The 24,276-nt window shown below is 63.3% G+C and carries 23 protein-coding genes; 13 read left to right on the top strand and 10 right to left on the bottom strand.

Going from position 1 to position 24,276, the window contains the following annotated elements:
• Nucleotides 1-73 precede the first annotated feature (73 nt).
• Nucleotides 74-757: a phosphatase PAP2 family protein gene (locus tag V7116_RS08300; RefSeq protein WP_324391435.1), complete on the top strand. Its 684-nt coding sequence runs from the start codon at nucleotides 74-76 to the stop codon at nucleotides 755-757.
• 69 nt (nucleotides 758-826) lie between these two features.
• On the opposite strand, the gene V7116_RS08295 is transcribed toward V7116_RS08300, so the two are convergent.
• Entirely contained in the window at nucleotides 827-1,300 is a 474-nt protein-coding gene (locus V7116_RS08295) for a VOC family protein (protein ID WP_324391434.1), read from the bottom strand.
• A gap of 227 nt (nucleotides 1,301-1,527) precedes the next feature.
• Here V7116_RS08295 and V7116_RS08290 point away from each other — a divergent pair, with 227 nt between their 5' ends.
• The 3 genes from V7116_RS08290 (at nucleotide 1,528) to V7116_RS08280 (ending at nucleotide 4,960) form a co-directional block, all read left to right on the top strand.
• A complete protein-coding gene (locus V7116_RS08290) occupies nucleotides 1,528-1,929 on the top strand; it encodes a winged helix-turn-helix transcriptional regulator (RefSeq protein ID WP_324391433.1) in 402 nt (133 codons plus the stop codon).
• A gap of 241 nt (nucleotides 1,930-2,170) precedes the next feature.
• Nucleotides 2,171-3,334 carry a DUF362 domain-containing protein gene (locus V7116_RS08285; RefSeq protein WP_324391432.1) on the top strand — a complete coding sequence of 388 codons (1,164 nt, stop codon included), beginning with the start codon at nucleotides 2,171-2,173 and terminating at the stop codon, nucleotides 3,332-3,334.
• Between the two features lie 177 nt (nucleotides 3,335-3,511).
• Entirely contained in the window at nucleotides 3,512-4,960 is a 1,449-nt protein-coding gene (locus V7116_RS08280) for a bifunctional metallophosphatase/5'-nucleotidase (protein ID WP_324391431.1), read from the top strand.
• Nucleotides 4,961-4,987: 27 nt separating this feature from the next.
• On the opposite strand, the gene V7116_RS08275 is transcribed toward V7116_RS08280, so the two are convergent.
• Nucleotides 4,988-6,058: an endonuclease/exonuclease/phosphatase family protein gene (locus tag V7116_RS08275; protein WP_324391430.1), complete on the bottom strand. Its 1,071-nt coding sequence runs from the start codon at nucleotides 6,056-6,058 to the stop codon at nucleotides 4,988-4,990.
• Between the two features lie 268 nt (nucleotides 6,059-6,326).
• On the opposite strand from V7116_RS08275, the gene V7116_RS08270 reads away from it, so the two are divergent.
• The 3 genes from V7116_RS08270 to V7116_RS08260 are packed head-to-tail and all read left to right on the top strand — an operon-like array spanning nucleotide 6,327 to nucleotide 9,813.
• Complete coding sequence (locus V7116_RS08270; protein WP_324391429.1) at nucleotides 6,327-7,280, top strand: ABC transporter ATP-binding protein; 954 nt, start codon at nucleotides 6,327-6,329, stop codon at nucleotides 7,278-7,280.
• 13 nt (nucleotides 7,281-7,293) lie between these two features.
• Nucleotides 7,294-8,580 carry an ABC transporter permease gene (locus V7116_RS08265; RefSeq protein WP_324391428.1) on the top strand — a complete coding sequence of 429 codons (1,287 nt, stop codon included), beginning with the start codon at nucleotides 7,294-7,296 and terminating at the stop codon, nucleotides 8,578-8,580.
• 15 nt (nucleotides 8,581-8,595) lie between these two features.
• Complete coding sequence (locus V7116_RS08260) at nucleotides 8,596-9,813, top strand: ABC transporter permease (RefSeq protein WP_324391427.1); 1,218 nt, start codon at nucleotides 8,596-8,598, stop codon at nucleotides 9,811-9,813.
• A gap of 74 nt (nucleotides 9,814-9,887) precedes the next feature.
• Here the strand turns inward: V7116_RS08260 and V7116_RS08255 are convergent, their stop codons facing one another.
• The 8 genes from V7116_RS08255 to V7116_RS08220 all read right to left on the bottom strand — a co-directional run bounded on the left by V7116_RS08255 (nucleotide 9,888) and on the right by V7116_RS08220 (nucleotide 18,563).
• Entirely contained in the window at nucleotides 9,888-10,415 is a 528-nt protein-coding gene (locus tag V7116_RS08255) for a CRISPR-associated protein Cas4 (protein WP_324391426.1), read from the bottom strand.
• Nucleotides 10,412-10,678, bottom strand: a complete 267-nt coding sequence (locus V7116_RS08250) for a hypothetical protein (protein WP_324391425.1) — start codon at nucleotides 10,676-10,678, stop codon at nucleotides 10,412-10,414. Before V7116_RS08250 ends, V7116_RS08255 begins: the two co-directional genes overlap by 4 nt.
• Nucleotides 10,679-10,908: 230 nt before the next feature.
• Nucleotides 10,909-11,643 carry a phosphoribosyltransferase gene (locus V7116_RS08245; protein ID WP_324391424.1) on the bottom strand — a complete coding sequence of 245 codons (735 nt, stop codon included), beginning with the start codon at nucleotides 11,641-11,643 and terminating at the stop codon, nucleotides 10,909-10,911.
• 263 nt (nucleotides 11,644-11,906) lie between these two features.
• Nucleotides 11,907-12,587 carry a helix-turn-helix domain-containing protein gene (locus tag V7116_RS08240; RefSeq protein ID WP_324391423.1) on the bottom strand — a complete coding sequence of 227 codons (681 nt, stop codon included), beginning with the start codon at nucleotides 12,585-12,587 and terminating at the stop codon, nucleotides 11,907-11,909.
• A gap of 164 nt (nucleotides 12,588-12,751) precedes the next feature.
• The gene (locus V7116_RS08235; protein WP_324391422.1) at nucleotides 12,752-13,867 is read right to left on the bottom strand and encodes a glycoside hydrolase family 43 protein; all 1,116 of its coding nucleotides are present in this window, start codon (nucleotides 13,865-13,867) and stop codon (nucleotides 12,752-12,754) included.
• A gap of 333 nt (nucleotides 13,868-14,200) precedes the next feature.
• Nucleotides 14,201-14,998, bottom strand: coding sequence for an SDR family NAD(P)-dependent oxidoreductase (locus V7116_RS08230; protein ID WP_324391421.1), 798 nt, complete (start codon nucleotides 14,996-14,998; stop codon nucleotides 14,201-14,203).
• Between the two features lie 176 nt (nucleotides 14,999-15,174).
• A complete protein-coding gene (locus V7116_RS08225) occupies nucleotides 15,175-17,721 on the bottom strand; it encodes an MMPL family transporter (protein ID WP_324391420.1) in 2,547 nt (848 codons plus the stop codon).
• Between the two features lie 197 nt (nucleotides 17,722-17,918).
• Nucleotides 17,919-18,563 carry a TetR/AcrR family transcriptional regulator gene (locus V7116_RS08220; RefSeq protein ID WP_324391419.1) on the bottom strand — a complete coding sequence of 215 codons (645 nt, stop codon included), beginning with the start codon at nucleotides 18,561-18,563 and terminating at the stop codon, nucleotides 17,919-17,921.
• A 244-nt stretch (nucleotides 18,564-18,807) separates the two neighbouring features.
• On the opposite strand from V7116_RS08220, the gene V7116_RS08215 reads away from it, so the two are divergent.
• From V7116_RS08215 to V7116_RS08190, 6 genes are read left to right on the top strand one after another with little or no spacing between them, the layout of a single operon-like run.
• Nucleotides 18,808-19,446 carry a TetR/AcrR family transcriptional regulator gene (locus V7116_RS08215; RefSeq protein WP_324391418.1) on the top strand — a complete coding sequence of 213 codons (639 nt, stop codon included), beginning with the start codon at nucleotides 18,808-18,810 and terminating at the stop codon, nucleotides 19,444-19,446.
• Nucleotides 19,412-20,368, top strand: coding sequence for an ABC transporter ATP-binding protein (locus V7116_RS08210; RefSeq protein WP_324391417.1), 957 nt, complete (start codon nucleotides 19,412-19,414; stop codon nucleotides 20,366-20,368). Before V7116_RS08215 ends, V7116_RS08210 begins: the two co-directional genes overlap by 35 nt.
• Nucleotides 20,365-21,561, top strand: a complete 1,197-nt coding sequence (locus V7116_RS08205) for an ABC transporter permease (protein ID WP_324391416.1) — start codon at nucleotides 20,365-20,367, stop codon at nucleotides 21,559-21,561. The genes V7116_RS08210 and V7116_RS08205 overlap by 4 nt, the downstream gene beginning before the upstream one ends.
• Nucleotides 21,561-22,793, top strand: a complete 1,233-nt coding sequence (locus V7116_RS08200) for an ABC transporter permease (protein ID WP_324391415.1) — start codon at nucleotides 21,561-21,563, stop codon at nucleotides 22,791-22,793. Before V7116_RS08205 ends, V7116_RS08200 begins: the two co-directional genes overlap by 1 nt.
• 19 nt (nucleotides 22,794-22,812) lie before the next feature.
• Nucleotides 22,813-23,271, top strand: coding sequence for a hypothetical protein (locus V7116_RS08195; RefSeq protein WP_324391414.1), 459 nt, complete (start codon nucleotides 22,813-22,815; stop codon nucleotides 23,269-23,271).
• Nucleotides 23,272-23,284: 13 nt separating this feature from the next.
• Entirely contained in the window at nucleotides 23,285-24,268 is a 984-nt protein-coding gene (locus V7116_RS08190) for an ABC transporter ATP-binding protein (protein WP_324391413.1), read from the top strand.
• The last annotated feature ends 8 nt before the right edge of the window (nucleotides 24,269-24,276 follow it).

Genomic DNA, 24,276 nt, shown 5'->3' with positions numbered 1-24,276 from the left:
CGGAGCGCGTCAGCATTCTCGGAACCCGACCCGGCGGCGGAACCGTCGCCGGGCCTTAGCGCAGGACAATCGCATGTCACGTTTTAACTGGATGTACTCCGTTTTATTCCAGTTCGCGTCGCTGATTTACCGCTGGATACTCAGCCTGATCGTCGTGCTCGGCGCGGCGTTCGTCTTTTTGGAACTGGCCGAAGACGTCTGGCTCAAGGAGGGCTTCTCGTGGGATGTCCCGCTGATGCGTGATGTCCACCACCTCAGCGCGCCGTGGCTGGACACTCTCATGCAAGGCGTCACTCTTACGGCGAGCGCTCTTGTCGTCACAGCCGTCGCCGGGATCGCCATATGGTTGTGGCGCTGGCGGCGCAACAAGCTGGACGCGCTGACGATGATCGCCACGCTGGCGGGTTCCGTGATCATCAATACGCTGCTCAAGCTGGTCTTTGCGCGCCCACGTCCGGATGTATTCCAGCCGCTGACGGTCGAACACAGCTACAGCTTCCCCAGCGGCCACACCAGCACCGCGATCGCGTTTTACGGCCTGCTGGCGGTGCTGCTGTGGCGCGCGAATCACCGTGGAGCGGCGCTGCTGCCCGGCCTGTGGGTGCTGGCGGTCGCTTTCAGCCGCGTTTACCTCGGCGTGCACTACCCCAGCGACGTCCTGGGATCGCTGGCGCTGGGCCTGATCTGGCTGTCCGCCGTGATGTACGTCCACGACCGCTACTGGGACAGAGCACGGCGCAGAGCGCTCGCGGCCTAACCGCACAAAAAGAGCCAGAGGATCGCTCTGGCTCGGCTGTATTACGGTAAGGCTCAGAAAGCGCGCCGCTCACCCTTGCGCGTATGCTTCCTTCAGGCGTGCGATGTCGAGCTTTTTCATATCGAAGATGGCCCCCATCACCCGGTTAGCCTGTTCCGGCGTCGAATTGAGCATCAGGTCGTCCAGGATGGACGGCACGATCTGCCACGACAGGCCGTACTTATCGGTCAGCCAGCCGCACATGTCTTCTTTGCCGCCGTCGGTGAGCGTTTTCCAGAAGCGATCGATCTCGTTCTGCGAGTCACAGTGCACCATGAGTGAGATCGACGGGTTGAACTTGAACTCCGGGCCACCATTGAGGGCCACGAAGCGCTGCCCGTCCAGCTCGAACGTCACCGTCAGCACGGTTCCGGCGGGCATCGGCCCGGCCTCTGTGTAGTGTGAAACGCCGGTGATGCGCGAGTTCTCGAAGATCGAGACGTAAAACTTGGCTGCCTCTTCGGCCTGGGTGTCGAACCACAGGTGCGGTGTGATGGATGGCATGTCAGTCTCCTTTGGTTATCGACAGTAGTTTGCAGTGCAGTACGATTTCACTTGTTTTTTGCAAGCAAACATAGCATAATCATAAACGAATTCCGAACAAGAGTCAAGAACATATTTTCTAATTTTCCCCTTGCCTATAGCGATGATCGCAGACAATGATGATGAAAAACAACACGTCCAGACGGTCTGACTGCCCTATCAATTTTTCTCTGGAGACGTTCGGAGATATGTGGTCGCTGCTCATCGTGCGCGACATCGTGTACTTCGGTAAGCGGACGTACGGCGAGTTTCTGGCATCCGACGAGGGCATTGCCACCAACATCCTCGCCCGGCGTCTGGCGCATCTGGAACAGAACGGCATCCTCATCAAGACGCCCCACCCAACGGATCGGCGCAAGGAAATTTATACGCTGACGGAAAAGGGGCTGGACCTCATCCCCGTGCTGCTGGAACTGGCAAACTGGGGGGCGCAGCACGATCCCGATACGTCCGCGCCGCCAGAGTGGATCGCGCTGGTGCGCGCCGAGCGTGACAGGGTGATCGCGCTGGTGCGCGCCACGGTGCAGCGCGGCGGCTCGATTTTCGCCGGGGCGGGCAGCGTTATCGAGCAGATCGCTCAGGGAAGATAACGTACCACCGGGCGACACCCTGTTCAGCCAAACGACCGCACCATTTCAGCAAAAGCGCTTGACTTAGAGCGCGCTCTAAGATGTAGACTTAAAATGATTTAGTGGGCGGCAGCCGCCAGATGGCCTCCGCCCGCTCGCGGATACCGCAAGCTCGAGGAGGAGCGCACGGTTTCATCGCAGCCCGCCGGACGCAGTGGTGTTCGGCTTTTTCCGCGTATTACTTTTGAGGAGAGCACACATCATGCCAAGTATCGTTTACTGGGGATCGCCCCGTCAGGCGCAGTTAGCGGCCAACGAAACGCTGCCCGCCAAGCTGGACCTGATTCTGGAAAAGCTCAATATCCGCGAGCGCGTCAAGGATCGTCAGGTGGCGATCAAGATGCACCTGGGCACGAATGTCGGCTATTCGGTGATTCATCCCGTACTGGTGCGCCGGGTGGTCGAGGCGGTAATCGAGGGCGGCGGCAAGCCGTTCGTGACCGACCTGCCCTGGTGCGTGGAAGGCGCGCACACACGCGGCTACACCACCGAGACACTCGGCTGTCCGCTCTATCCCAGCACCGGGTTCAACGACAGCATGGCCGTTTCGAAGCCGTTTTCGTTCCGCAACTTGGAAGCGTTCGAGATCGGCACGCCCATCGTCGAGGCGGACTTTCTGATCGATCTGGCGCACGTCAAGGGCCACCCGATCTCGGGCTACGGCGGCGTGATCAAGAATCTGGCGCTGGGCTGCATGACCGGCACCACGCGCGGGACCATGCACGACGTCGTGCACCAGGACCCCTCCTTCTTCAAGGATCGCTGCCCCGACGAAGCGACGCGCGTCGCCATCCGCGACTCATGCCCGTACGGCGCGATCGTGGACGATCACGATGATCCGGACGGGCTGCACCTGCACGACTACAAGTGCAACCAGTGCATGCGGTGCACCGAGGTCGCGCCGGGCGTCTTCGAGCCGCAGATGAGCAACTTCCATGCATTCCTGGAAGTGGTCAACTTTGCCACGCAGCAGGTCATGGCGACGTTCGAGCCGGGCAACATGACGTTCATCAACATCGCCAACAACATGACCCCCGTGTGCGACTGCTTCGGGTTTACGGGCATGCCGGTCATGCGCGACGCGGGCGTATTCGGCTCGGACGACATCGTGGCGGCGGAACAAGCCGTGCTCGACCTGACGGCCAACTCGCCGCTGATTGAAGACGCGCTGCCGACCATGATCCAGGTCGTGCGCCGCGAGGGGCATCCCTGGCAGTGGATTCACGGCCAGTACAAAGACCCCTACTACCAGACCGAGCACGCCGAGAAGATCGGCATGGGGTCGCGCCAGTACGAACTGGTGGACGTGCTGCCGGTCGCCATGCCCGACTTCAAGCAGGACACCTACGTGCCCGCCTCGGCCTAACGGCCCGGTCCGGCGATCCGCCAATTTACGCACTACAACAGCTCCGGCATCCAACCGCCGGGGCTGTTTTCGTTGATCCGGTTCCCGCGATGACCCGATAGCAGATCGCCCGCATGGCGCGTTACAATGACGCGGCACGCGCTTTTGATGGTCTCCGGCGCACAAGGAGCGGTCACGGTGACAGCACTTCAGCTCAGCATCTTCCACACGAACGACATTCACGGCCACGTCGAAAATCTGCCGCGCCTCAGCGCCTTCGCACGGCGGCTGCGCCAGGACGCGCGCGACGCGGGCCGCGAGACGCTGTTTTGGGACGCGGGCGACGCCGCCGACCGGCGGATTTTGCTGTGCAGCCTGACCAAGTGCGCCGCGTTTTATCCCATCCTGAACGCGATGGACTACAGCCTGCAAACGCTGGGCAATGCGATCGCGCTGCCCTACGGGCCGCAGGTGCTGCCCGCCGTCGCACAGCGCGCCGCGTTCCCGATCCTGGCGGCGAATCTGCGCGACGGGCGCGACGCCCCGCTGGCGGACGGCGTGATCGAATCGGTCCTCATCCCCCTGCCCGGCGGCGTGACGATGGGTGTGTTCGGCCTCACCGCGCCGTGGGGGCCTGTGTACGAGAGCTACGGCTATCACCTGCCGGACTCGATCGAGACGGCGCGCGACATGACGGCGGATCTGCGCGCGAAGGGTGCGACGCTCGTGATCTTCCTCTCGCACCTGGGCCTGGAAGACGACCGGGCCGTGGCGCAGGCTGTGCCGGGCATCAGCGTCATCATCGGCGCGCATTCGCACGATCTGCTGCCGGAGGGCGAATGGTGCGGCGATGTGCTGATCGCGCAGGCAGGCGAGTATGGGCAGCACGTGGGCCGCGTCGATCTGACCATCGACCCCGCATCCGGCGCGGTCAGCGACCGAACCGCGCGCGTGTTCCCGGTCCCCGCAGACGAACCGGACGATCCGGCAGTGCTGGCAGCGCTGGCCGCGGCGGACCAGGAAATCGAGAGGGTCAAAAACCAGGCGATCGGGGAGTCCGAGGCGGCGCTCTCGCTCGATTACTACGCGGAATGCGGCATTGGAGACCTGACGGCAGACGCCTTCCGCGAGCGTATGCACGCCGAAGCCGCGATCCTGATGAGCGGCCTGTTCCATACCGGGCTGCCCGCCGGGACCATCACGCGCGGCGCCCTGGCGTCCGCGTGTTTTTCAGCGGCGAATCCCTATGCGTCCGATCTCACCGGCGCGCAGATCGTGGAGGCGCTGGAACGCGGGTTGATCCCCGAACGCGCCAGCTACCACCACCATGCGATGCGCGGCGCGCCCATCGGCACCCCGCAGGTCAGCGGATTGAAGGTGTTTTACGATCCCGATGCGGCGGACGGCCAGCGCATCCGGCGCGTTTTGATCAACGGCGAGCCGCTCAACCCTGCCCGCACGTACCGCATCGCACACTCGGACGCGGAATGGATGCGCGAGCGCGGCTATCTGGTGAAGGCCGAGGCGCAGCGCTACGAAGGCGAAGTGCCGACCATCGTCAACGAGGTGATCGAGGACTACCTGCGCGCGCATACGCCGGTCCAACCGCCGGAGGGCGACCGCTGGGTGCGCGTCAACCACGCCTGACACGACAGCGCCGCGCCGCCAACCGGATCAGCCGCCTGCGGGTGCGGAGAACGCTGCCGGGACTGCCAGCGCCAACCGCGCCCGGACCGGATGGTGATCGGATGTGCCCGCGTCCGGCCAGACATCCGCGTCAAGCGCGGTGAAGCCGGACGTATACCACACATAGTCGAGCCGCAGCATGGGGAACGGACGGACCGGGTGGCTCAGCCCCAAGCCCCACCCCTGCGCGCCAAACGCATCGTCCAGCACGCCGTCCAGCACGTCGTACTGGCGGCTGTGAGGCGTGCTGTTGCAGTCGCACAACACCAGCGCTGGCATCGCCTCCGCCGCCACGAGATCCGCGATATGCCGCATGTGCGCAAGCTGCAACCCGTCGTCGTACTCGAACAACGCGTAACGCAGACCTTGCAGGTAGCCCGCCAGCGAATAACTGTCGATATAGTGGATGGGCAGCGGGGTATGGATCACGTATACGGCCATGCGCTGCCCGTCCACATCCAGCACGGCGCGCAGGTAGCCCGGCACGCGGCGGCCAGCGGGGTACCAGTCTACGTCCATGACGACGCTCGACTCCACAACGGGGAAGCGGCTTAACAGCCCGAAGCCCTCGTACCCCTCCACGGCCTCCATCACCTGATACAGATATTGATCGTGAAGCGTGGCATCGAGCCGGGCCTGCAAAGCGGGATGTAGCTCTTGCAGCCCGACGACATCCGCATTCATCGCAGCGATGACCGGGACGATGCCGGCGGGGTCCGCCGCGCCCCACATATTGACGTTGTACGTCGCGGCGGTGACGGTCGTGCCGGAGACGTCCGGCGCATGGCGCGGCCACCACGCGGGCAGAAACCAGATCGTGAAAGCGATCGCGCCGGGTGCAAGCCACATCCGCAGGCGGGTGGAACCATTCAGAAAGACCCCCGCCGCGAATGCCAGCAGGCCCAGCAGCGTGATCCAGTGCGCGGCCTGATTCATCGCAATAAACGGCGCGTGATAGGGTGCGATCAGAGTGCCCGCCAGAAACAGGTTGGTGAAAGCGCCGTATAACACCAGTTCCAGGATGACCATTCCACGGCACACGCGTAACCAGCGCTGCATCCTCTGCTCCTGACTTGTCCTCACCCCCCGGACACTTCCCCCGGCTTCATTGAAACGCAGCCCGGCCCCACCTGCTCTACCGCTCGATAACGCTTCCCTGACGGCAGAGTCAACAAAATCTACCCGGCGGCACGATTCGGCGTTCTTTAGCGTACCGTCTATACTCAGCCGTACTGTGACTCACACCGGACGAGACAGCCCCACGCCTTCATCCCCGACGCTCGCACTCGTCCCAACGCAGCGCTCATTTACCGCTCATGAGGGAGACATGCACGCCACACCAATCATCCAGATCCGCGGCCTCAAAAAACAGTTTAACCCGCCGGAAGGACCGGTCGCCGTCAACGGCATCGACCTCGACATTTACGAGGGCGAGATCTTCAGCCTGCTCGGCCCCAACGGCGCCGGAAAAACGACCACTATCAGCATGATCAGTGGGCTGCTGACACCCACTGCGGGGGAAGTCCACATCGCGGGGCACTCGATCCGCGAAGATCCCATCGCGGCCAAACGCGCGATCGGCATCGTGCCGCAGGAACTCGCGCTGTATCCCACCCTGAGCGCGCGCCAGAACCTGACCTTTTTCGGCAAGATGTATGGCCTTGCCGGGAAGGAACTCAAGCAGCGCGTGGCCGAGGTGCTCGACTTCACCGAGCTGAACGACCGCGCCGACGATCCCGTACAGGAGTACAGCGGCGGCATGAAACGCCGCGTCAATATCGGCGTGGGACTGCTGCACCGCCCGCAGGTGATCATGCTCGACGAGCCGACCGTCGCCATCGATCCGCAGTCGCGCCGCAACATCCTCGACGCGGTGATCGAACTCAACCGGCGCGGCACGACCGTGCTGTATACGACGCACTATATGGAAGAGGCGCAGGAGCTTTCGCACCGCGTCGCCATCATCGATCACGGCGAGATCATCGCGCTGGGCACGCAGGAGGAACTCACCCGGTTGGTGGGCGAAGAAGACACGCTCATTCTGGGCGTGCCCGACGCGCCCCAGGCGGTGATCGACCGGCTCGCGCAGGTGGACGGCGTACACAGCGCCACGCTTGAGGACGGCGAGATCCGTGTGCTGGCGAAAAACGGGCGCAGCGCCCTGGTCGAGCTGATCGGCGTGATCAATGCGGCAGGGTTGGCCCTGCAAAGCGTCGAGGTCCGCGAGCCCACGCTCGAAGCGGTGTTCCTGCACCTGACCGGGCGCGCGCTGCGCGACTAAAGGAGCCAGGACCATGCTCGCCAAGATTTATGCGATCGCCTGGAAAGACATCTATACGGCCTTCAAGGACCGCAACGCCATCCTGCTGATGCTGGCGATGCCGCTGATACTCAGCGTGATCATCGGCCTCGTATTCGGGTCGGGCGGCGACGTGAGCATCAACCCGATCCGCGTCGGCGTGGAGAACGAAGGCGGCGCGCTGGGCGCGATGATGCAGTCGGCCTTCGTGCCCGGCGACGGCGCAGCGAATGCGGACTTTCAAACCATCCACGACCTGACCGACGGCGAAGTCGTGACCGACCCCGACGCGGCCCGCCAGCAGGTCGAAGACGGCGACCTGACCGCCCTGATCACCGTGCCCAACCTGGACGCCTATCTGAGCGCGACTCCCCCCGACGCAGCCCCGCCGCCAATCACGGTCTACTACGACAGCGGCAGCAGCATCGGGTCCAGCGTGGTGCGCAGCATCGTGCAGTCCATCGCGGACGGCTGGAACACCGTTTTTCTGGCGCAGCAAGTCGGAACGGACGCGCTCGCCAGCCTGGGCGAACAGTCCGGCATCGACACGCAGAACGCGCAGCAGGCGCTGGCCGATACACTTCAGAACAACCCGATGGCTGTGGCGCAATCCACCACCATCACGCTCAACGAAACCGACCTGCAAGGCGAAACGCGCGACTATGACGCGCTGCAATACTTCGCCCCGTCGATGGCGATCCTGTTCATGACGTTCACGATGGCCGCGGGTGGACGGAGCATCCTCAACGAGCAGAAAGACTGGACGCTCCAGCGCATCATGACTACCGCCACCCCGCGCGGAACCTTCATGATCGGCAAGCTGGCCGGGACGTACCTGACCGGCGTGATCCAGATGGTGATCCTGATCGTCGCCACGACGGTCGTCGCCAAAATGATGGGCCGCGAAGCGTCCGTCTGGGGCACGCACTACGTCGGGATCGCGCTGCTGGTGCTGGCCGTCTCGTTCGCCGCCACCAGCCTGGGGCTGCTCATCGCGGCGGCGGCAAAAACGGCGGAACAGGCCGACGCCTACAGCACGGCGGCGCTGTTCGTGCTGGGAATGCTCGGCGGCTCGTTTGTCCCGATCGAGGGCCTGCCCGACGCGCTAAGCTGGCTGCCCAAGATCACGCTCAACTACTGGGGCATCCGGGGTTTCTTCGCGCTCGCCTACGACAAAGCGCAGCTTTCCGACATCAGCACGCACCTGCTGGCGCTGGCCGGTATGGGCATCGTGCTGTTCGCCATCAGCCTATGGCGCTTCAACAAGCGCCTGGACATCTAGGGGAGGCATGGCGACATGAAATCCATCATCACCATCGCGCAGTACGATCTACTGCGCAGCGTCAAAGAGCGCGAATCTTTCCTGATCGGCCTGCTGATGCCTGCCCTCATGATGCTGCTGTTGGGTCTCGCGCAGAGCAATAACAGCGCCACGATTTACATCGACGTGGTGGACAACGACCACAGCGACCTGTCGCGGCGGCTGGTCGCGCTGTACCAGGAGCAGATGAGCGGTGAAGATGCTTCCTTCGTGATCTGCCCCTATGACGGCGGCGCGCCGGATGGCTGCGGTCTGCCGGAAACCATCACCAGCTCGACCGCGAACGACCGCCTGGAAAACATCGAATCATCCGGCCTGCTGGTCATCCCTGCCGGATTTGGCGATGCGCTGAAGGCGGGCGAGGATGCAGCCGTGGAATACCGGCGCAGCGGCGACCTCAACGCGCCGACTCTGGCCGAGCAGCAGATCCAGTCCGTGCTGAGCCAGATGAACGGATCGCTTGCCATCGCGCGCGTCACGCTCGACACGCTGCCCGCCGATCAACACGACGCCGCTTTCGACATCGTGCTGGATCGCGCCGACGCGGCATGGCAGCAGCGCCCGGTGGCCGTGCAAACCGAAGCAACCACCGAGGACGCCACCACCAACGGCTTCAACCAGAGCGGCCCCGGCATGGCGCTGATGTTTGTGTTCATCTTCGTACTGAACGCCGCTACGATGCTGGTCGCGGACCGCGAGATTGGCACGCTGCAGCGCCTGTATACCCTGCCGATGGGCAAGTGGCACATCATCGCCGGGAAGCTGCTGGGGCGCTACCTGTTCGGCGTGCTCCAGTTCACGATCCTGATCGTCGTCGGCACGATGATGGGCGTCGAGTGGGGCAGCAACGTGCCGGGCATCGTGCTGATCGTGATCGTCTTCACCTTCACCTCGACCGCGCTCGGCCTGCTGCTGGCGACACTCGTGAAGACCTCCGCCCAGGCGGGTAACATTGCCCTGCTGATGGGCCTGACGCTCGCGCCGTTGGGCGGCGCGTGGTGGCCGATGGAAATCGTGCCGAACTTCATGCAGATCGTCGGGCATCTCTCGCCGATTGCATGGGGCATGGACGCCTTCGGGGAATTGATGTATTACGGCGGCGGCGTGATCGACATCCTGCCGCAGATGGGCGCGCTGCTGCTGATGGGCGCGATCTTCTTCGCGCTGGGCGTGCGCAGCTTCCGTTACGAGTAACGCCCCGCGCCCACACGACACAAAAAAAAGCCAGGAGCGCATCCTGGCTTTTTGCTGTACCGCGAACGCACGGTTTACAGCAAGCGCTCGTCGCAGCGATCGAAAAAGCCGCAGGACGCGCACACGCGGGGATTCTGGTGGCTGCGATGTGCCTCGGACCGGGAGCGCTGCTGGCGCATGGCGTTCAGGGTATCCGCGAGCACCTGCTCGTAGTCGCGCGTGAAATCGATCTCGAACGACTTACCGGATTCTTCAAACAGGATCACGCCGTAGGGCGGCCTGATGCCGGTGTTCTCCTCCACCAGCGCACAGTACGCGATGACCTGCATGATCTGGCTCCAATAGGGCGACTGCGGCGTGCGGCCCGTTTTGACCTCGACCGGGATGTAAAACCGCCCGTCCCAAAAGACGTGATCCGGTCGCCCGGTCAGGTGATAGCGGCGCGAATAGAGCGTCTTGTCCAGCCGCGCGGCGGTGTCCTGGTAGACCAGATCGCCGGACGGAATGCCGCGCTGTTCGCGGCGGCGGATCGCCTGCCGTTGAGCTACCAGGAGCAGCACCAACAGCAGCACCAGCGCGGCCAGAACCGGCGCGCCGTTCACAACAGCCCCGTCGCAAGCCCGATCGCCGCCAGGACGATTGCGGCCAACACGAGCCAGATCAATACGCGCAGCCCGGCGCGCACCCGTTCCGCCAGCCGCACTTCCCCGGCGAAGGCTTCGTGCCGCTGCGCCCCGCGCTCCAGCGCCTCAAGATGGCTGCTTTCCTCGCCCTGCACGCCGTACCACCACGCGCGCTCGCAGTATAAAAAGCGGCCCAACTCGCTGGCGGAGATTGGTTTCCCTCGTCGCTGCTTGCGTTCCACGGCCTCTATCCTGGCGAAACTCCGCGTATCAACCACGTGCGGAGATTTTAACAGCGACGGCGGCGCGGAACACCTGTGCTATGCCATTTGCGGCGCGCGAGCAGCACTGCATGGGTGCATGCAGCCGCTCGAAGACGCGACTGGTCGAGGAAACAGGCGCAGAAACGGATGACCGCGCAGCGCCGGATTTGGGCTGCGCGGTCATTTTTGTTTTTCGCGGGAGACCGGATCTATCCGCGCTCGTAGGTCGCGCGCAGATACGTGTCGATCAGGTAGGCCGGATAGCCGATCGTGCGCAGGTTGTTCTGGCAGTCTTGCAGCGTCGCGCCGTGGTCGCGCCAGAAGGGAACACGCTTGATCAACGTCTCCACGCGCTCGCGCGGGGTGATGATCCAGGTGTCTTTTGGCACGATCCCGAAGAAGATCACGTCCATCTCGTCAACGGCTTTTTTGAGGTAGGGCGCGATCAGGATGATCTTGCGTGCCTTACGTTCTTCCATGAGGTACTGCGACACGAACCGGGCCGTGCCGCCCAGATCGACCAGATCCTCGACCACACCCACCACGCGATCCTCAACCTCGATGGACAGCGGGTGGATGATGCGCGGCTGGTCGAGCGGCTGCCCCGGACCGGCATAATACTTGACGCCCATCGTGCCGAACTCGATCGGCGGGATGTTTTTGTTGAGCGTCCACGCCAGATGATCGTGCAGCAGCACGCCCGGCAGCAGCCCGCCCATCGTGATCATCACGGCATGCGTGATCTGTTCTTTCGTGCTGATGTTGTCGATCTGGTAGCGATAAACTTTATGGGCCAGCCGGGCGGCGATATAAGCGGAAACGTGGTCGGGAATCAGCAAAAACTTAAGCGTGTCGTACTCGACATCAACGCCAAAAGGCTCTTTCCAGAACTCCGGCTCGATGTGCTCGTCATGGCACTGGATTTGCTCGCTATATGAAAACATTCTCTTGTTCTCTCGTCGAGTTAGGCGCTCAAACAAGCGTGCTGCGCTGTACGAAGGCAAACCGGGTATAGAGTAGCATTGAAGCGGATCAGAATCTATGAGTGAACTGCACCAAATCACGGTTTAATGTCTATCATATCAGACTATCGCCATCCGCACTTGTCGGCATAAGAAACAGAAACCCGCCCCGCCCACCGGGCACGGATCCATACATACGCCTGTGGGAGTGCGTGGGCAGAGGCTGCGGCCTTGTCGAGTTGGGATCAGGTGGATTGGGAGGCGAGCGCAAGCTGCTGCGCGGGTGTCATCCCCACAAAACGCTTCATCGCGCGCGTCAGGTGCGGCTGGTCGAAGTAGCCCAGCGTATACGTCACATCGAGGATCGGCACGCCCTGCGCCAGAAGCCCGGCGGCTCGCTCGGCGCGGATCGCCTGCCGGATGTGATTTTGCGAAAGACCGGTCGCCCGCAAAAAGTGATCGCGCAATGTGCGCGGCGAGATATCCTGCGGTCGATCGTCCAACGCGGACGAGATCACCGGATCGTGCACCAACACATCCTCACGCACGAGCCGGTCGACAAACGTCTCGACGTTGTCGTAGTCGGGATACTGCCAACTGATGCCGTCGAGCCAGAAGGTCCGCCACGCCCCGTTGGGCAGGGTCGTTTCCAGATTGAGGATGCGCCTGACCGGCAGATGAGGCATAAACGTGCCGAGCGGAAACCGGACCCACAGCAGCTCGGCGTCTTTCAGGTATGACGTCACCCCGGCAGCGGACCACGGCCCGACGACCAGCGCCTGAACGCCGCCCGAATGCCGGACGATCACCATGTACCAGTGCGTTTCGGCAGGCCGGATCGCAGGCCCGTCCGCCACCGTCCAGCCGCGCATGACCGTATCGACATAGGGGGAATCCGACGTTCTGGCTTTGAAGAGGATCGTCACGCGTCTGTTCTCCCGACTCGGTTGCAGGCCGCACGTCCGTTCGATCTGTCCAGGTTCTAGCAAACACGCGGGGGCAGAGTCAAGTCTTGAGGCGGCGCGGGCCGGAAGCATTTGCCGCCCCGGCCCGCAGATCATTCAACATCCACTCGTGGCAGTACGCCCGGTTACGGAACCTCGGTCGCCTCGACCGCCATGGTCTCCTCACCGGACGGAACCGGCAGATCGGTGTCGAGCGACACCGGCTCGCCAAAATTGGGCGTGCCGTCCTCGTTCCACGTGAACGGCTGCGCGCGCGTCGTGCGTTTATTGTCGCATCCGCCGAAGATCACGTCGTTCGCATGGTAGACGATCCAGTTTTCGCTGCCGTCGGGTGAGGTGAAAAATCCGTTGTGGCCGGGGCCGAACACGCTGTTTTCCACGGACTGCCTGAAAACCGGATCCTCGTTTTTCGTCCACGCCGCCGGATCGAGCACATCGTCGCCTGTCAGCGTAAGCATCCCCAGCGCGTAATCGGGCGTCGCACAAGAGCTGGCCGAATACGTAATGAATAGATTGCCATCATGCTCCAGCGCGACGGGGGCTTCGTTAATAGCCGAATCCATCTGCTCCCACGGCAGCGTTGGCGACGAGATGCGCACCTGATCGCCGCTGATCGTCCAGGGATCGCTCATCGGCGCAATGTAAATGCTCTGCCCGAACTCATCCCACACCGACGCCAGGAAGTACAGTTCGTCCTGCCACTGCATGACGCTGGGATCGAGCTGCCCCATATCGTGATCGGGATCGTATACGCGCGCCTTGTACGTATACGGCCCCAACGGATCGGTCCCTTCGCTTTCGAGCACGTGCGTATGCTGCGTCGCGTGCGTATCCTGCGACACCGGGCCCGCCGTGTAATACAGGTACCAGCGCTCGCCATCCGGCCCGTCCAGCAGATGCATCTCCGGCGACCACATGTTGCAGCAGCGATCGGGCGTCTCGTCCTGCCATACCTGGACCGGTTCCGCGTCCTTCAGGCCCGCCAGCGTTGGGGATTGGCGCATGAGCAGCCCGGAGCCGCCGCTCGTGGTGGTCAGATAATAGCTGCCCTCGTAGTAGACAAGCCAGGGGTCGGCCCCGTCAGACAACTGGATCGGGTTGTGGAAGGTAGGCGTGTCTTCCTGCGCGAGAGCCAGCGGCACGGCGACCACCAGCAGCGCGATCACCACTGGAGCCGCCAGAACCCTGCGAACGGATCGGTGAAGTTGGAGCAGGGCTGGAATAACGTGGGCGAGCTTCATGGTCATCAATCCTTTCCTAGCCGAAAAATCGCTCTACGGGTGGACAGACACGGCACAGCGGCGCGCAGGCAAATCAAATCCGCTCCAGCGGCAGCGGCAAACGAATGTTTCTGGTTCAAACAATGAGCACCCGCGCAGTTAAAGATACCACTGGCCCCCACGACCCGCGCCTTGATTCAGCGGTTACCTGCTCTCATACACTACTGTACACCAAGTCCGCCACATCGCACCAATCATTCTTTCAGATCGGCGCGCTCAGCCGGGAAAAAACGCGAGGAGAACAGGCGCCCTCCTCGCCGCACCAGATCCGAATCGAGTTGCGCGGCGGCGCGATCAGGTGATCACCTTCAGCCAGCCGCCATCCACGTAATACGACGAGCCGACACAGTAGCTCGCGCGCGGCGAGCACATGAACACGAAGAAGTGCGCCACTTCTTCCGGCGATGCGAACCGCCCGATCGGCGCGTTGCCTTTGGCGATCTTGTCCAGGTACTGCTCCGGCGTAATCGGCTCGTTTTCGGTCAGCAATGTGGCCGTTTTCATCCAGTCCGGCGTCAGGACGAGACCGGGGTTGATCGTGTTCACGCGGATATTGTCGCCCACCAGCTCGTTCGCAAGGCACTTCGAGAACATCACCAGCGCGGCCTTGGTCACGTTGTAGATCGGCTCGTAGTACAACGGCTGCGTGGCACAGATCGAGGCGTTGTTGATGATCGCCCCACCGCCGCGCTTGCGCATCAGCGGCACAAGCCCGCGCGACAGCCGCACCGCCGCCATGACGTGTAGATCCCAGTAGTACTGCCAGCGCTCGTCGGACGCGTCCATGATCGTTTCTTCGCTGCCCGTGCCCGCGTTGTTGATCAGGATATCCACGCCGTCGCTGAACTCCGCGCCGATAGCCGCCACCAGCCGGTCGATGTCGTCGCCATTGGCGACATCCGCGTGAATGCCGACCGCTTTCACGCCATACTGATCCGCGATCTCCTGCGCCCTGGCCTTGACGCGCTCCTCGTTGCGCGCGCACAGCACCAGATGAACGCCTTCGCGGGCCAGCCCTTCCGCCACCGCGAGGCCGATGCCAACGCTGCCGCCTGTAATCACGGCCACTTTATCTTTCAGTTCGAGGTCCATAAGTTTTAGCTCCAAAGAAGTGATTTGTGGGCAAATATCCGATGTCCCTCATTGTCAGGTGGAATGGGTTTGCGGTCAAACGGTTAGCGCGGCGCGGAAGAGGTCGCCAAGAGAAAGACGGCGCGGAAATTCACCCCGCGCCGTCTCGATTTTATCCGTACGGGAACTGGCTTTCGTTAGTCCGCGCTGCCGGGATCGCGCGCGGGCACGGCGTTGCGCTCCTGCGTCGAGGTTGCGCGCGGCGTGGGCGCAACCCGCCCCGGCCACCACGTCCAGCGCCCGAACAGACTTGCCAGTGCCGGGTCGAGGATGGTGCGCACCACGAACGTATCGATCAGGATGCCGACGCTGACCGCAAACCCGATCTGCGCCAGACCGAGGATGCTGCCTGCCATCATCGCGCCGAACGTACCCGCAACGATGATGCCCGCCGAGGTGATGATCGAGCCGGTCGACTGCACGGCGTCGTGGATGCCGTCATGGATGCCGCGCCGCCCCACTTCTTCCTTGATACGTCCGAACAGGAAGATGCTGTAGTCGATGCCCAGCGCGACCAGGAACACGAACATGAAGAATGGAACCCACCACGTCAGTTCGTCCGTGCCCCACAGCACGCTCGACGCGAGGCGCGTGATGCCCAGGGTCGTGCCGTAAGACAGCAGGATCGTGCTGATCAGGTAGACCGGGGCGACGATGCTGCGCAGCATCAGCATCAGGATGATGAAGATGCCCGCCAGCACCAGCGCGATCGTGTTGCGCTGGTCCGTGTGCAGGTAGTCGCGGATGTCCGCGTTGACGGCGGTCGAGCCGTACACCGCGCCCTGCCCGCTGAGCACGCCCTTCAGGTGATCGACGGTATCCATCGCCGTGGCGCTGTAGGGCGCGTCCGCCAGGACGATCTCGAAGCGCGCCGCGTTGGTCTGCGTGTTGAGGAAGCTGTCCACAAACGCCGCGGCCTGTTCGCCGCCGAACAGCGCCGCCACGCCCGCCGGAAGCTGCGCGAGGTCGATGTGCTGGTCCGTGCCGACCTGAGCCAGCGCGCCGAGCGCGTTCGCCAGATCCGCCACACTGGCAGTCCCTTCACCGATTCCTGCCAGGGTCGCCATCACCGACGCATATTCATCCGACTGCGCCAGCGCAGGGGCACGTTCCGCCACAAGGGTCAGATAGGCGGGCAAGTCCGCGAAGAAAGCGTCCATCATCGCCGCCTGTTCGGGCGTCGGTTGGGCAGCAGCGCCTTCTGCCGGGGTCAGAATGGCCGCCAACGTGCCAAGCTGCCGGTCGATGCGGGTGATGCCTGCCGTCTGCGCGTTGTCCGCGCCCAGCGGCTGCGTCGCGCTGCGCACCGTCGCCACACCGTCCACGGCCTGAAGCCGCTGCGTCATGGCGTCCACGTCCGCCAGCAGATCGCCGCCCTCGAACACGGACACTGCCGTCAAAGGCTGCATCTCGCCCGCGCCGATGTGCGTTTCGAGCACGCGGAAGCCCTCCACCGATTCGGTGTCGTCGGGCAGGTCCGCCAGGAAGTCATACGTCACCTGCATCCGGCTGCCCCAGTACGCAAAGGGCGACATCAGCAGCGCGATCACGATCACGGTCAGCAGCGGGCGCTCCGCGACCAACTGCGAGGTGCGCCGGTAGAACGCGCCCGCGTTGCGGTGCTGGGCACGCGCCGGCCAGAAGGCCCGGCGTCCCAACAGGCCCAACAGGGCGGGGGTGAGCGTCAGCCCGGCCAGCAGCGAGACGACGATACCGATCGCCAGCGTCGGCCCGGTCGTGTTGAACAGGCCCAACTGCGCCATGGTCATCGCCATGAAGCCGACGACGACCGTGCCCGCGCTGCTCGAAATCGACTCCCCGACGCGCCGCACGGTGCGCCGCACCGACTCGCGCGAATCGTCGCGGTCGGCCATTTCCTCGCGGAAGCGGCTGATCAAAAACAGGCAGTAGTCGGTTCCCGCGCCGTACATCACCACGATCAGCAGCATCGAGGCCGTATCGGTGACGGTGAACACGTCCTGCGCCAGCCACGCGACAATGCCGCGTGCGATCATGAAGGCGATGGTCACCACGCCCAGCGGGATCAGGGGGCTGACCGGCGAGCGGTAGATCACCAGCAGGATAATCACCACCAGCGCCAGCGTGACGAAGATCGTGCGATCGACGCTTTCCGTCAGCGTCGCGTTATATTCCGCGCCGATGGCGGTCTCGCCCGTGCGGTAGACGTTCAGGCTGGCCGGAGCATCCTCGACGCGCTGGCCGATCGAGTCGAGCACGGCCTCGCGCTCGTCAAGCAGGGTCGTATCCAGCGTGACGACGATCATCGCCGCCTGTTGATCGGGCGCGATCAGGCTGCCCGCCGCCTCAGGCGTCAGGCTGGGCGAAAGCACGCTGTGGATATGCGCCGGGGCATCGGGACCGGTCAGCCACGTGCTGATCTCGGCCATATATCCGGCGTCGGTGTCGTTAGTGATTGGGGTTCCGTCGGCGGATTCAAACACCAGGACAAGGCTGCCCTGGTCGGCGTTTTGCGGAAAGTGCTGTTCGATGAGCGCCTGCGCGGTCAGCGCGGACGCGTCGTCGGGCAGGAAGTTGCGCTGGTCGTTGTCAGTGACGTCGTCCAGGTTCGGCGCGACCAGCGTGACAATCACGGCCAGGGCCACCCAGGCGATCAAGAGTTGAAGACGGTAACGATCCGCGAAGCGACTGATGGTAGCGAACATGATCCTTCCTGTGGTATGATCTAAATGAACAGGCATGACTTACTGCCGCGATCCTGGCAGATGGGGCGGTAAGATTGTGCGGAAGCGGGTTGCCCATTGGGCAACCTTTTCGTTTGTCGATGCGTCCCAGCGATCCTGGCAAGATGGTGAGACGTATCGCTCGCTAACTCCTCATGACGTGCAGCACAGCGTCGATCCTATACGCGGGCCTCTTCTTTCGCGGCTATCGCTGCCGCTTTTTTCTCCTGGTCGAAGTTGATTTCGATGTTATCGAACAATACGGTCGCGCATATCGCAGCCATATCGTTCGGGCTGTAATTGTGCTCGTGGCGGCACCACCAGTGCAGAAGCTGGATGATCACGCCCGCAATCGCATTGCCCAACACGGTGGGCGGCAGCGGCGCGTTTTCGTTCCAGAAGCACTTGCGCAGCATATTCTCTTCGAACGCTTGGGCCGTAAAGTCACGCACCATCGCCTGCAAGCGGAACGAGCCGCCCGCGCCGAAGATGATCTGCATCATGTCGCGGTTTTGCTGTGCATATTCGAACACCATCGTCGCGATGCGGGAGAAGCCCATGCGGAACGTTTCCGATTCCTCGTCATGCATCTCGCCTGCTTCGACCCGATCGCGCAGCGCCTGGAACTCACTCAACGCGAGGGCTTCGATGATGGCTTCTTTGTCGTTGAAATGCAGGTAAAACGTGCGCTTGCTGACGTTGGCAGCCTCGGTGATGTCGAGCACAGCAGCATCCTGATATCCCCGCTCGCTGAAGACGCGCTTGGCGGCATCCACCAGCTTGCGGCGGGTTTCTAAGCGTCGCTGCTCACGCCGGTCTACCACAATTACTCCTCTCCATTCACGATATGGATATTATTGCACACTGCGTATACCAATGCCCAGATGGTATACCTGTTTCACATCCCTGTCAATATTACAATGTATAGAAACCCTGTAAAAACTTGTTGCAGCCCGCCCCAGCGCCGCCTGATTCAGCTCGCGCAGCCGCTTGACACGCGATCCGAAGGGGCGTATAACTAGACTGACCGGTCAGTCTAGACTAATTAGTCTACTACAAGGACAGCGTATGAATCCCAAACCCTCCAAAGACGACAGCCGCGAGTTGATCCTGGAAGCCGCGTTCGAAGCCTTCGCAGAAAACGGCTACGACGGCACCAGCATGGACGACATCGTCAAGCGCAGCGGCCTCAGCAAAGGCACGCTCTACTGGCACTTCAAGAACAAGCACGACCTGTTCGTTGCCACGCTGAATGCCGCGATGGGCGGGCTGGACGCGATGACCGCCGACGCGCTGCAAGAGACGGATCGCCCCGTGCACGTGCACCTGCGCGAGCTTTTCATCGCGACCGCCGAAGCCTTCACCGCCGATCTGCGCTGGACGCGCCTGCTTGCCAATGCGTTCTTCCAGTCGGCCCAAAGCGAAGAGGCGCAGCAGATCCTGCTGGAAATGTACCAGCAGTACATCGACATGGTGGCGGACGCGCTTCAGCTTGGCATCGACCGGGGCGACCTGCGGCCCATGGACACGCGCAACGTCGCTATCTCGCTGCTGGCAGGCGGAGACGGCATCGTCTTTCACCGGCTGCTCAATCCCCCCTGGGAGATCGGCCCGGTGATGGAAACGTTTGTGGATTCCATACTCGGTGGGTATGTGAAGGAGCACCCCAATCATGATTCATCTGGAGCACCTGGGGCGGACGTTTAAAGAACGTCTGCGCCACAGGTCGGTTCAAGCCGTGCACGACCTGACGCTGGACATCGCGCCGGGCGAGTTGTTCGGGCTGGTCGGGCCGGACGGCGCGGGCAAAACGACCACGCTGCGTATGCTGGCCGGAATCCTCAAACCGACCGAAGGCCGGGCGGAAGTCGCCGGGCACGACGTGGCGCAAGACCCCGAAGCGATCAAGTCGATCCTGGGCTATATGCCGCAGCAGTTCGGCCTCTACGGCGATCTGACCGTAGACGAAAACATGGCGTTCATGTGCGACGTCTTCGACGTCACCGGGGAAGAACGCGAAGCGCGCATCCGCGACCTGCTGGCGTTCACCGGGCTGGGCGCGTTCCGCGCACGGCGCGGGCGGGCGCTTTCGGGCGGGATGCAGAAAAAGCTCTCGCTGGCAGCCTGCCTGATCCACCGCCCTCGCCTGCTGCTGCTCGACGAACCCACGACCGGCGTCGATCCCGTCGCGCGGCGCGAATTCTGGGACGTGCTGACGACGCTGCACGCGGACGGCTCGACCGTCATCGTCAGCACGCCATACATGGACGAGGCGGAGCGCTGCAACCGGGTCGGCCTGATGTACGACGGCCACCTGATGATCTGCGACACGCCCGCCGCCATCAAGCGCATGCTGCCCGGCGACGTCTTTGCGCTGCAAGCGCCCGATCTCAACCACGCGGCGGACGTGCTCAACGCCATGCCGGGCGTGAGCGACGTGCAGTCCTACGGCGACCGCCTGAGCGTCATCATGGAGCGCGGCAGCGACATCGAGCGGCTGCGGCGCGATCTGGCGCACGAGGGCATCGAGGCGATCGATCTGCGCCCCGTCCCGCCGCGCCTGGAAGAAACCTTCATCTACTTCGTCCGGCGTTACGCGGCGGAGCCGCAGCAGGCGGCAGCCTCATGAAAGCGCGACACGTATGGGCGATTGCCCGCAAAGAATGGCTGCACATCATCCGTGACCCGCTCAGCGTCTTTTTGCTGGGCATCGGCCCGGTCCTGATGCTGATCCTGGTCAGCTATGCGATGGCCGCCGACGTCAAAAACGTCCCAACCGTGATCCTCGACCAAGACGGCTCCCCGCAGGCGGCGGCCCTGATCGAGCAGTTGGACGCCACGCAAACCCTGAACGTCACGGGCAGCGTGCCCGACGAGGGGGCCGCGAACGACAAATTGGAGCGCCGCGAGGCCAAGCTGGTGGCGATCATCGAGCCCGGCTTCGGCGCGCAAACGCAGGACGTTGACGCACTCGCCAGCACGGACGCTCAAGCTTTCCAGCCGCATCTGCGCTTCATCATCGACGGGACCGATCCGGTATCCGCCGAAACCGCGATCGAAGCAGCGCTGAACGAAAGCGAGCGCTTCATCACCGCCCAGATGAACGCCACCCTCGACGCCCGTCTGGCCGCCGGAGCCGATCCCGCCCGGATCGCGGCGCTGCGCCAGCAGCTTCAGGTCCCCATCGATACGACGGTCGAAAACCGTTACAACCCGAATCTCAAAGCGATCTGGAGCCTCGTGCCCGCGCTGATCGCGGTGGTGCTAACCCTGCCCGGCATGAGCATCAGCACCGTCATCGCGCGCGAGCGTACCCTGGGCACGTTCGAGGGGCTGGTCGCCACGCCGATCCACAAGCAGGCGATCCTCCTTGGCAAAGCGATCCCCTACATGGCGCTGGCGCTGGTCAACGTCGCGTTGATGCTGGTCGTGGCGCGCGTGGTGTTTGGCGTGCCGTTTCGTGGCAGCCTGCTCCTCTACCTCGCGCTGTCCGGCCTGTACGCGTTCGCCACGCTGGCGGTCGGCATGCTGTTCAGCATCCTGATCCACAACAGCGAGGCGGCGCTGTGGGCATCCATGTTGTTCTTCCTGTTTCCGGGCATGCTGCTTTCGGGCATGTTTTTTCCGGTCGAGGTCTTCCCCTTCGTGGTACGGATCGAAACGCTTGAGCTGCCCGTCGTCAGCGGGGTGATCATCAACCGTGGCATGTTCCTGCAAGGCACGGGTCTGCGTGAACTGTGGTGGAACATCCTCCTGCTGCTGATCATCGCCGTCGAAGGTTTCGAGATCGCCGGGCGGCTGTTTAAGAAAAGGATCGCGTGATGCTCAGTCGAATCCTCAACATCGCCTGGAAAGATATGCTGCACCTGTGGCACAACCGGCTGCTGCTCATCCTTGCGATCTTCGGCGCGGCCTCGGAGCTGCTGCTGATCGGCTGGGCGACCGGCTCGCAGATGGACGATCTCAAGATGGCCGTGGTCGATCACGACCAGTCCGCGACCAGCCGCGCGCTGATCGAACAGTTGGACCAGACCCAGACCCTGACCCTCGACAAAGACGCCAGCACGAGCTTCGCCGCGAATGTGGAACACGGCAGCCGTGGAACGGCGCTCGACAAGCTGTTCGCGCGCGGCAACATCATTTTCGATCCCGGTCCGGTGCTGCTGATCGAGATCCCGGCGGGCTTTGAAACCGATCTACTGGCCGGGAACCCGCCCGATATCGAGATGACGGCCAACGGCGCGAATTCGCTGCCCGCCTCCACCGCGCGCCGCGCCGCCGAGGAAGAAATCTACGCGTTCGGCGCGATCACCCTGGCGCAGCATCAGGCCACCGCCGCGCTGCCGTCGATCACCGCTGCCGGGCTGCAAACCGTCGCGCAGCAGGTCCGCCAGCAGATCGCGGCCAGCCAGCCGCCGGTCACCGTGCGCTACAACGAAGAACTGGATCGCGCCCACTACACCACGCCCAGCGAAGCGGCCTTCGTGCTGTACATCATCACCATCATGATCGCCGCGTTTATGCTGGCCCGCGAGCGCGAGCTGGGGACCTTCGAGCAGCTTCTGGTGATGCCCGTTCGCCCGCTGGAGATCATCGCCGGGAAAGCCATCCCCGCGATGGCCGTGGGTTACGCGAACTTTCTGCTGGTGCTGGGCATCATGAACGTCGTGTTTGGCATCCCCGTGCGCGGATCGCTGGCGCTGCTGCTGATTCTGGCCGCAAGTTATCTGCTGGTCGAGCTGGGGCGCGGTTTTTTCGTCGCCATGATCGCCCGCACGCAGAATCAGGCACTGTTGATCATCATGCTGATCGCGTTCGTGGATATCACGTTTTCCGGTTATGCCGTCCCCGTCGAATCGATGCCGCCGCTGATGCAGGCGCTCTCGAACCTGTTCCCGATCCGCCACTGGATGATCATCCTGCGCGGCATTCTGCAAAAGGACGTGGGGCTGAGCGTGCTGTGGCCGCAGATCGCGTGGCTGGTGGTGCTCGGCGTGCTGATCAACAGTGGAACGTTATGGTTCTTCCGCCGCAGCCTCAGCGAGCAGCGTTAAACGAGAAGGAGAAGTCCTAATGGTCAAGTCGAGAATACACGGCGTCGTGAGCCTGGGCACGACCGTGATCGCCGCCGGAATCAGCGCGCTGGCGATGGGCCGAGACTCGTGGGCGCTGGCTGCCCTCTACGGCGCGATTTACATCGCGAGCGGGGCCCTGATCATCGGCGCGTTTTGCGCCAAATGCCCGTGCAAAGCCCACTGCGGGCACGTGCTGCCCGGCAAGCTGGCCGCACGGTTTCCACACCGCCAGCCCGGACCGTACCGCCCCCTGGACTATACCCTGCTGGGGATCGGGCTGGCGGCGTGGGTCCTGGTCCCGCAACCCTGGCTCGTCTCCCACCCCGGCCTGTTGATCATCTACTGGGTGCTGATGGGCGCTGCCGGGCTTCAGATTCAACACTTCGTGTGCCGCGCCTGCCGCAACACCTACTGCCCGATCCGCCAGATGCAGATCCGGCAGGCATCCGGCCAGTAAAGAGAGAAGCGTTATGCGCAATCACAACACACACGACGAAACGGTAATCGACGTCCAGGGCCTGACCCGGCGCTTCGGCAGCTTCACGGCGGTCGATCACATCTCCTTCAGCATCCCGCGCGGGCAAATCTTCGGCTTTTTGGGCCCTAACGGATCCGGCAAGACCACGACGATCCGCATGCTGCTGGGGCTGCTGTCCCCGTCGGAGGGCACGGCATTGGTGCTCGGCCACGATGTCCGGCGGCAGGCGCTGAGCATCCGCGCGCGGATGGGCTATATGTCGCAGAAGTTCACGCTCTACAACGATCTCACCGTCGAGGAAAACCTGAAGTTTTACGGCCACGGCTACGGACTGCACAACCGCCACCTGCGCGAGCGTATGGCGAGTGTGCTGGCGATGACCGGGCTGGAAGGGCACGAACATCTCACGCCGCCCAAGCTGTCCGGCGGGTGGCGGCAGCGGTTGGCGCTGGGCGCGGCTATCCTGCACGAACCGGACATCCTGTTTCTGGACGAGCCGACCGCGGGTGTCGATCCACTGTCGCGGCGGGCGTTCTGGGAGCTGTTGTACGAGATCTCCGCGCGCGGCACGACGATCTTCGTCACCACGCACTACATGGACGAAGCCGAGCACTGCGAAAACCTTGGGTTCATCTACCAGGGCAAGCTGATCGCGCAGGGCGCGCCGAGCGCGATCAAAGCCGAGCACCTGCCCGGCGAGGTCGTCCAGCTCACGCCCGCGCATCCCGCCGCCGCGCTGGACCTGTTGAAGTCCGCGCATCAGGCGGGGCGGTTGGGCGCGAGCATGGACGTCAGCCTTTACGGCGCGCAGATCCACGTCACCACGCGCGATGCCGCCGCAACGCAAAGACGCGTGCTGGCGGCGTTGGACGATGCCCACGAAGCCTACAGCGATGCGGACATCATCCCGCCCTCGCTCGAAGACGCGTTCATCCAGTTGGTGCAGGAGCAAAAACGCCAGGCAGCGGCGGGGTAGGATCCGCC

Origin of the sequence: Aggregatilinea sp. (assembly GCF_036822615.1) — a bacterium.
In the GTDB taxonomy this organism is placed as follows: Bacteria; Chloroflexota; Anaerolineae; order Aggregatilineales; family Aggregatilineaceae; genus Aggregatilinea.
Note: the sequence above shows the minus strand (reverse complement) of the source record. Positions and strands in the feature narration are given on the sequence as shown.

Coding starts and splice junctions, on each gene's coding strand:
- V7116_RS08205 (WP_324391416.1), top strand. CDS start 20,365: ATGAAAGCGCGACACGTATGGGCGATTGCCCGCAAAGAATGGCTGCAC.
- V7116_RS08195 (WP_324391414.1), top strand. CDS start 22,813: ATGGTCAAGTCGAGAATACACGGCGTCGTGAGCCTGGGCACGACCGTG.
- V7116_RS08230 (WP_324391421.1), bottom strand. CDS start 14,998: ATGGACCTCGAACTGAAAGATAAAGTGGCCGTGATTACAGGCGGCAGC.
- V7116_RS08265 (WP_324391428.1), top strand. CDS start 7,294: ATGCTCGCCAAGATTTATGCGATCGCCTGGAAAGACATCTATACGGCC.
- V7116_RS08215 (WP_324391418.1), top strand. CDS start 18,808: ATGAATCCCAAACCCTCCAAAGACGACAGCCGCGAGTTGATCCTGGAA.
- V7116_RS08210 (WP_324391417.1), top strand. CDS start 19,412: ATGATTCATCTGGAGCACCTGGGGCGGACGTTTAAAGAACGTCTGCGC.
- V7116_RS08295 (WP_324391434.1), bottom strand. CDS start 1,300: ATGCCATCCATCACACCGCACCTGTGGTTCGACACCCAGGCCGAAGAG.
- V7116_RS08290 (WP_324391433.1), top strand. CDS start 1,528: ATGTGGTCGCTGCTCATCGTGCGCGACATCGTGTACTTCGGTAAGCGG.
- V7116_RS08275 (WP_324391430.1), bottom strand. CDS start 6,058: ATGCAGCGCTGGTTACGCGTGTGCCGTGGAATGGTCATCCTGGAACTG.
- V7116_RS08270 (WP_324391429.1), top strand. CDS start 6,327: ATGCACGCCACACCAATCATCCAGATCCGCGGCCTCAAAAAACAGTTT.
- V7116_RS08200 (WP_324391415.1), top strand. CDS start 21,561: ATGCTCAGTCGAATCCTCAACATCGCCTGGAAAGATATGCTGCACCTG.
- V7116_RS08300 (WP_324391435.1), top strand. CDS start 74: ATGTCACGTTTTAACTGGATGTACTCCGTTTTATTCCAGTTCGCGTCG.
- V7116_RS08285 (WP_324391432.1), top strand. CDS start 2,171: ATGCCAAGTATCGTTTACTGGGGATCGCCCCGTCAGGCGCAGTTAGCG.
- V7116_RS08190 (WP_324391413.1), top strand. CDS start 23,285: ATGCGCAATCACAACACACACGACGAAACGGTAATCGACGTCCAGGGC.
- V7116_RS08235 (WP_324391422.1), bottom strand. CDS start 13,867: ATGAAGCTCGCCCACGTTATTCCAGCCCTGCTCCAACTTCACCGATCC.
- V7116_RS08260 (WP_324391427.1), top strand. CDS start 8,596: ATGAAATCCATCATCACCATCGCGCAGTACGATCTACTGCGCAGCGTC.
- V7116_RS08245 (WP_324391424.1), bottom strand. CDS start 11,643: ATGTTTTCATATAGCGAGCAAATCCAGTGCCATGACGAGCACATCGAG.
- V7116_RS08225 (WP_324391420.1), bottom strand. CDS start 17,721: ATGTTCGCTACCATCAGTCGCTTCGCGGATCGTTACCGTCTTCAACTC.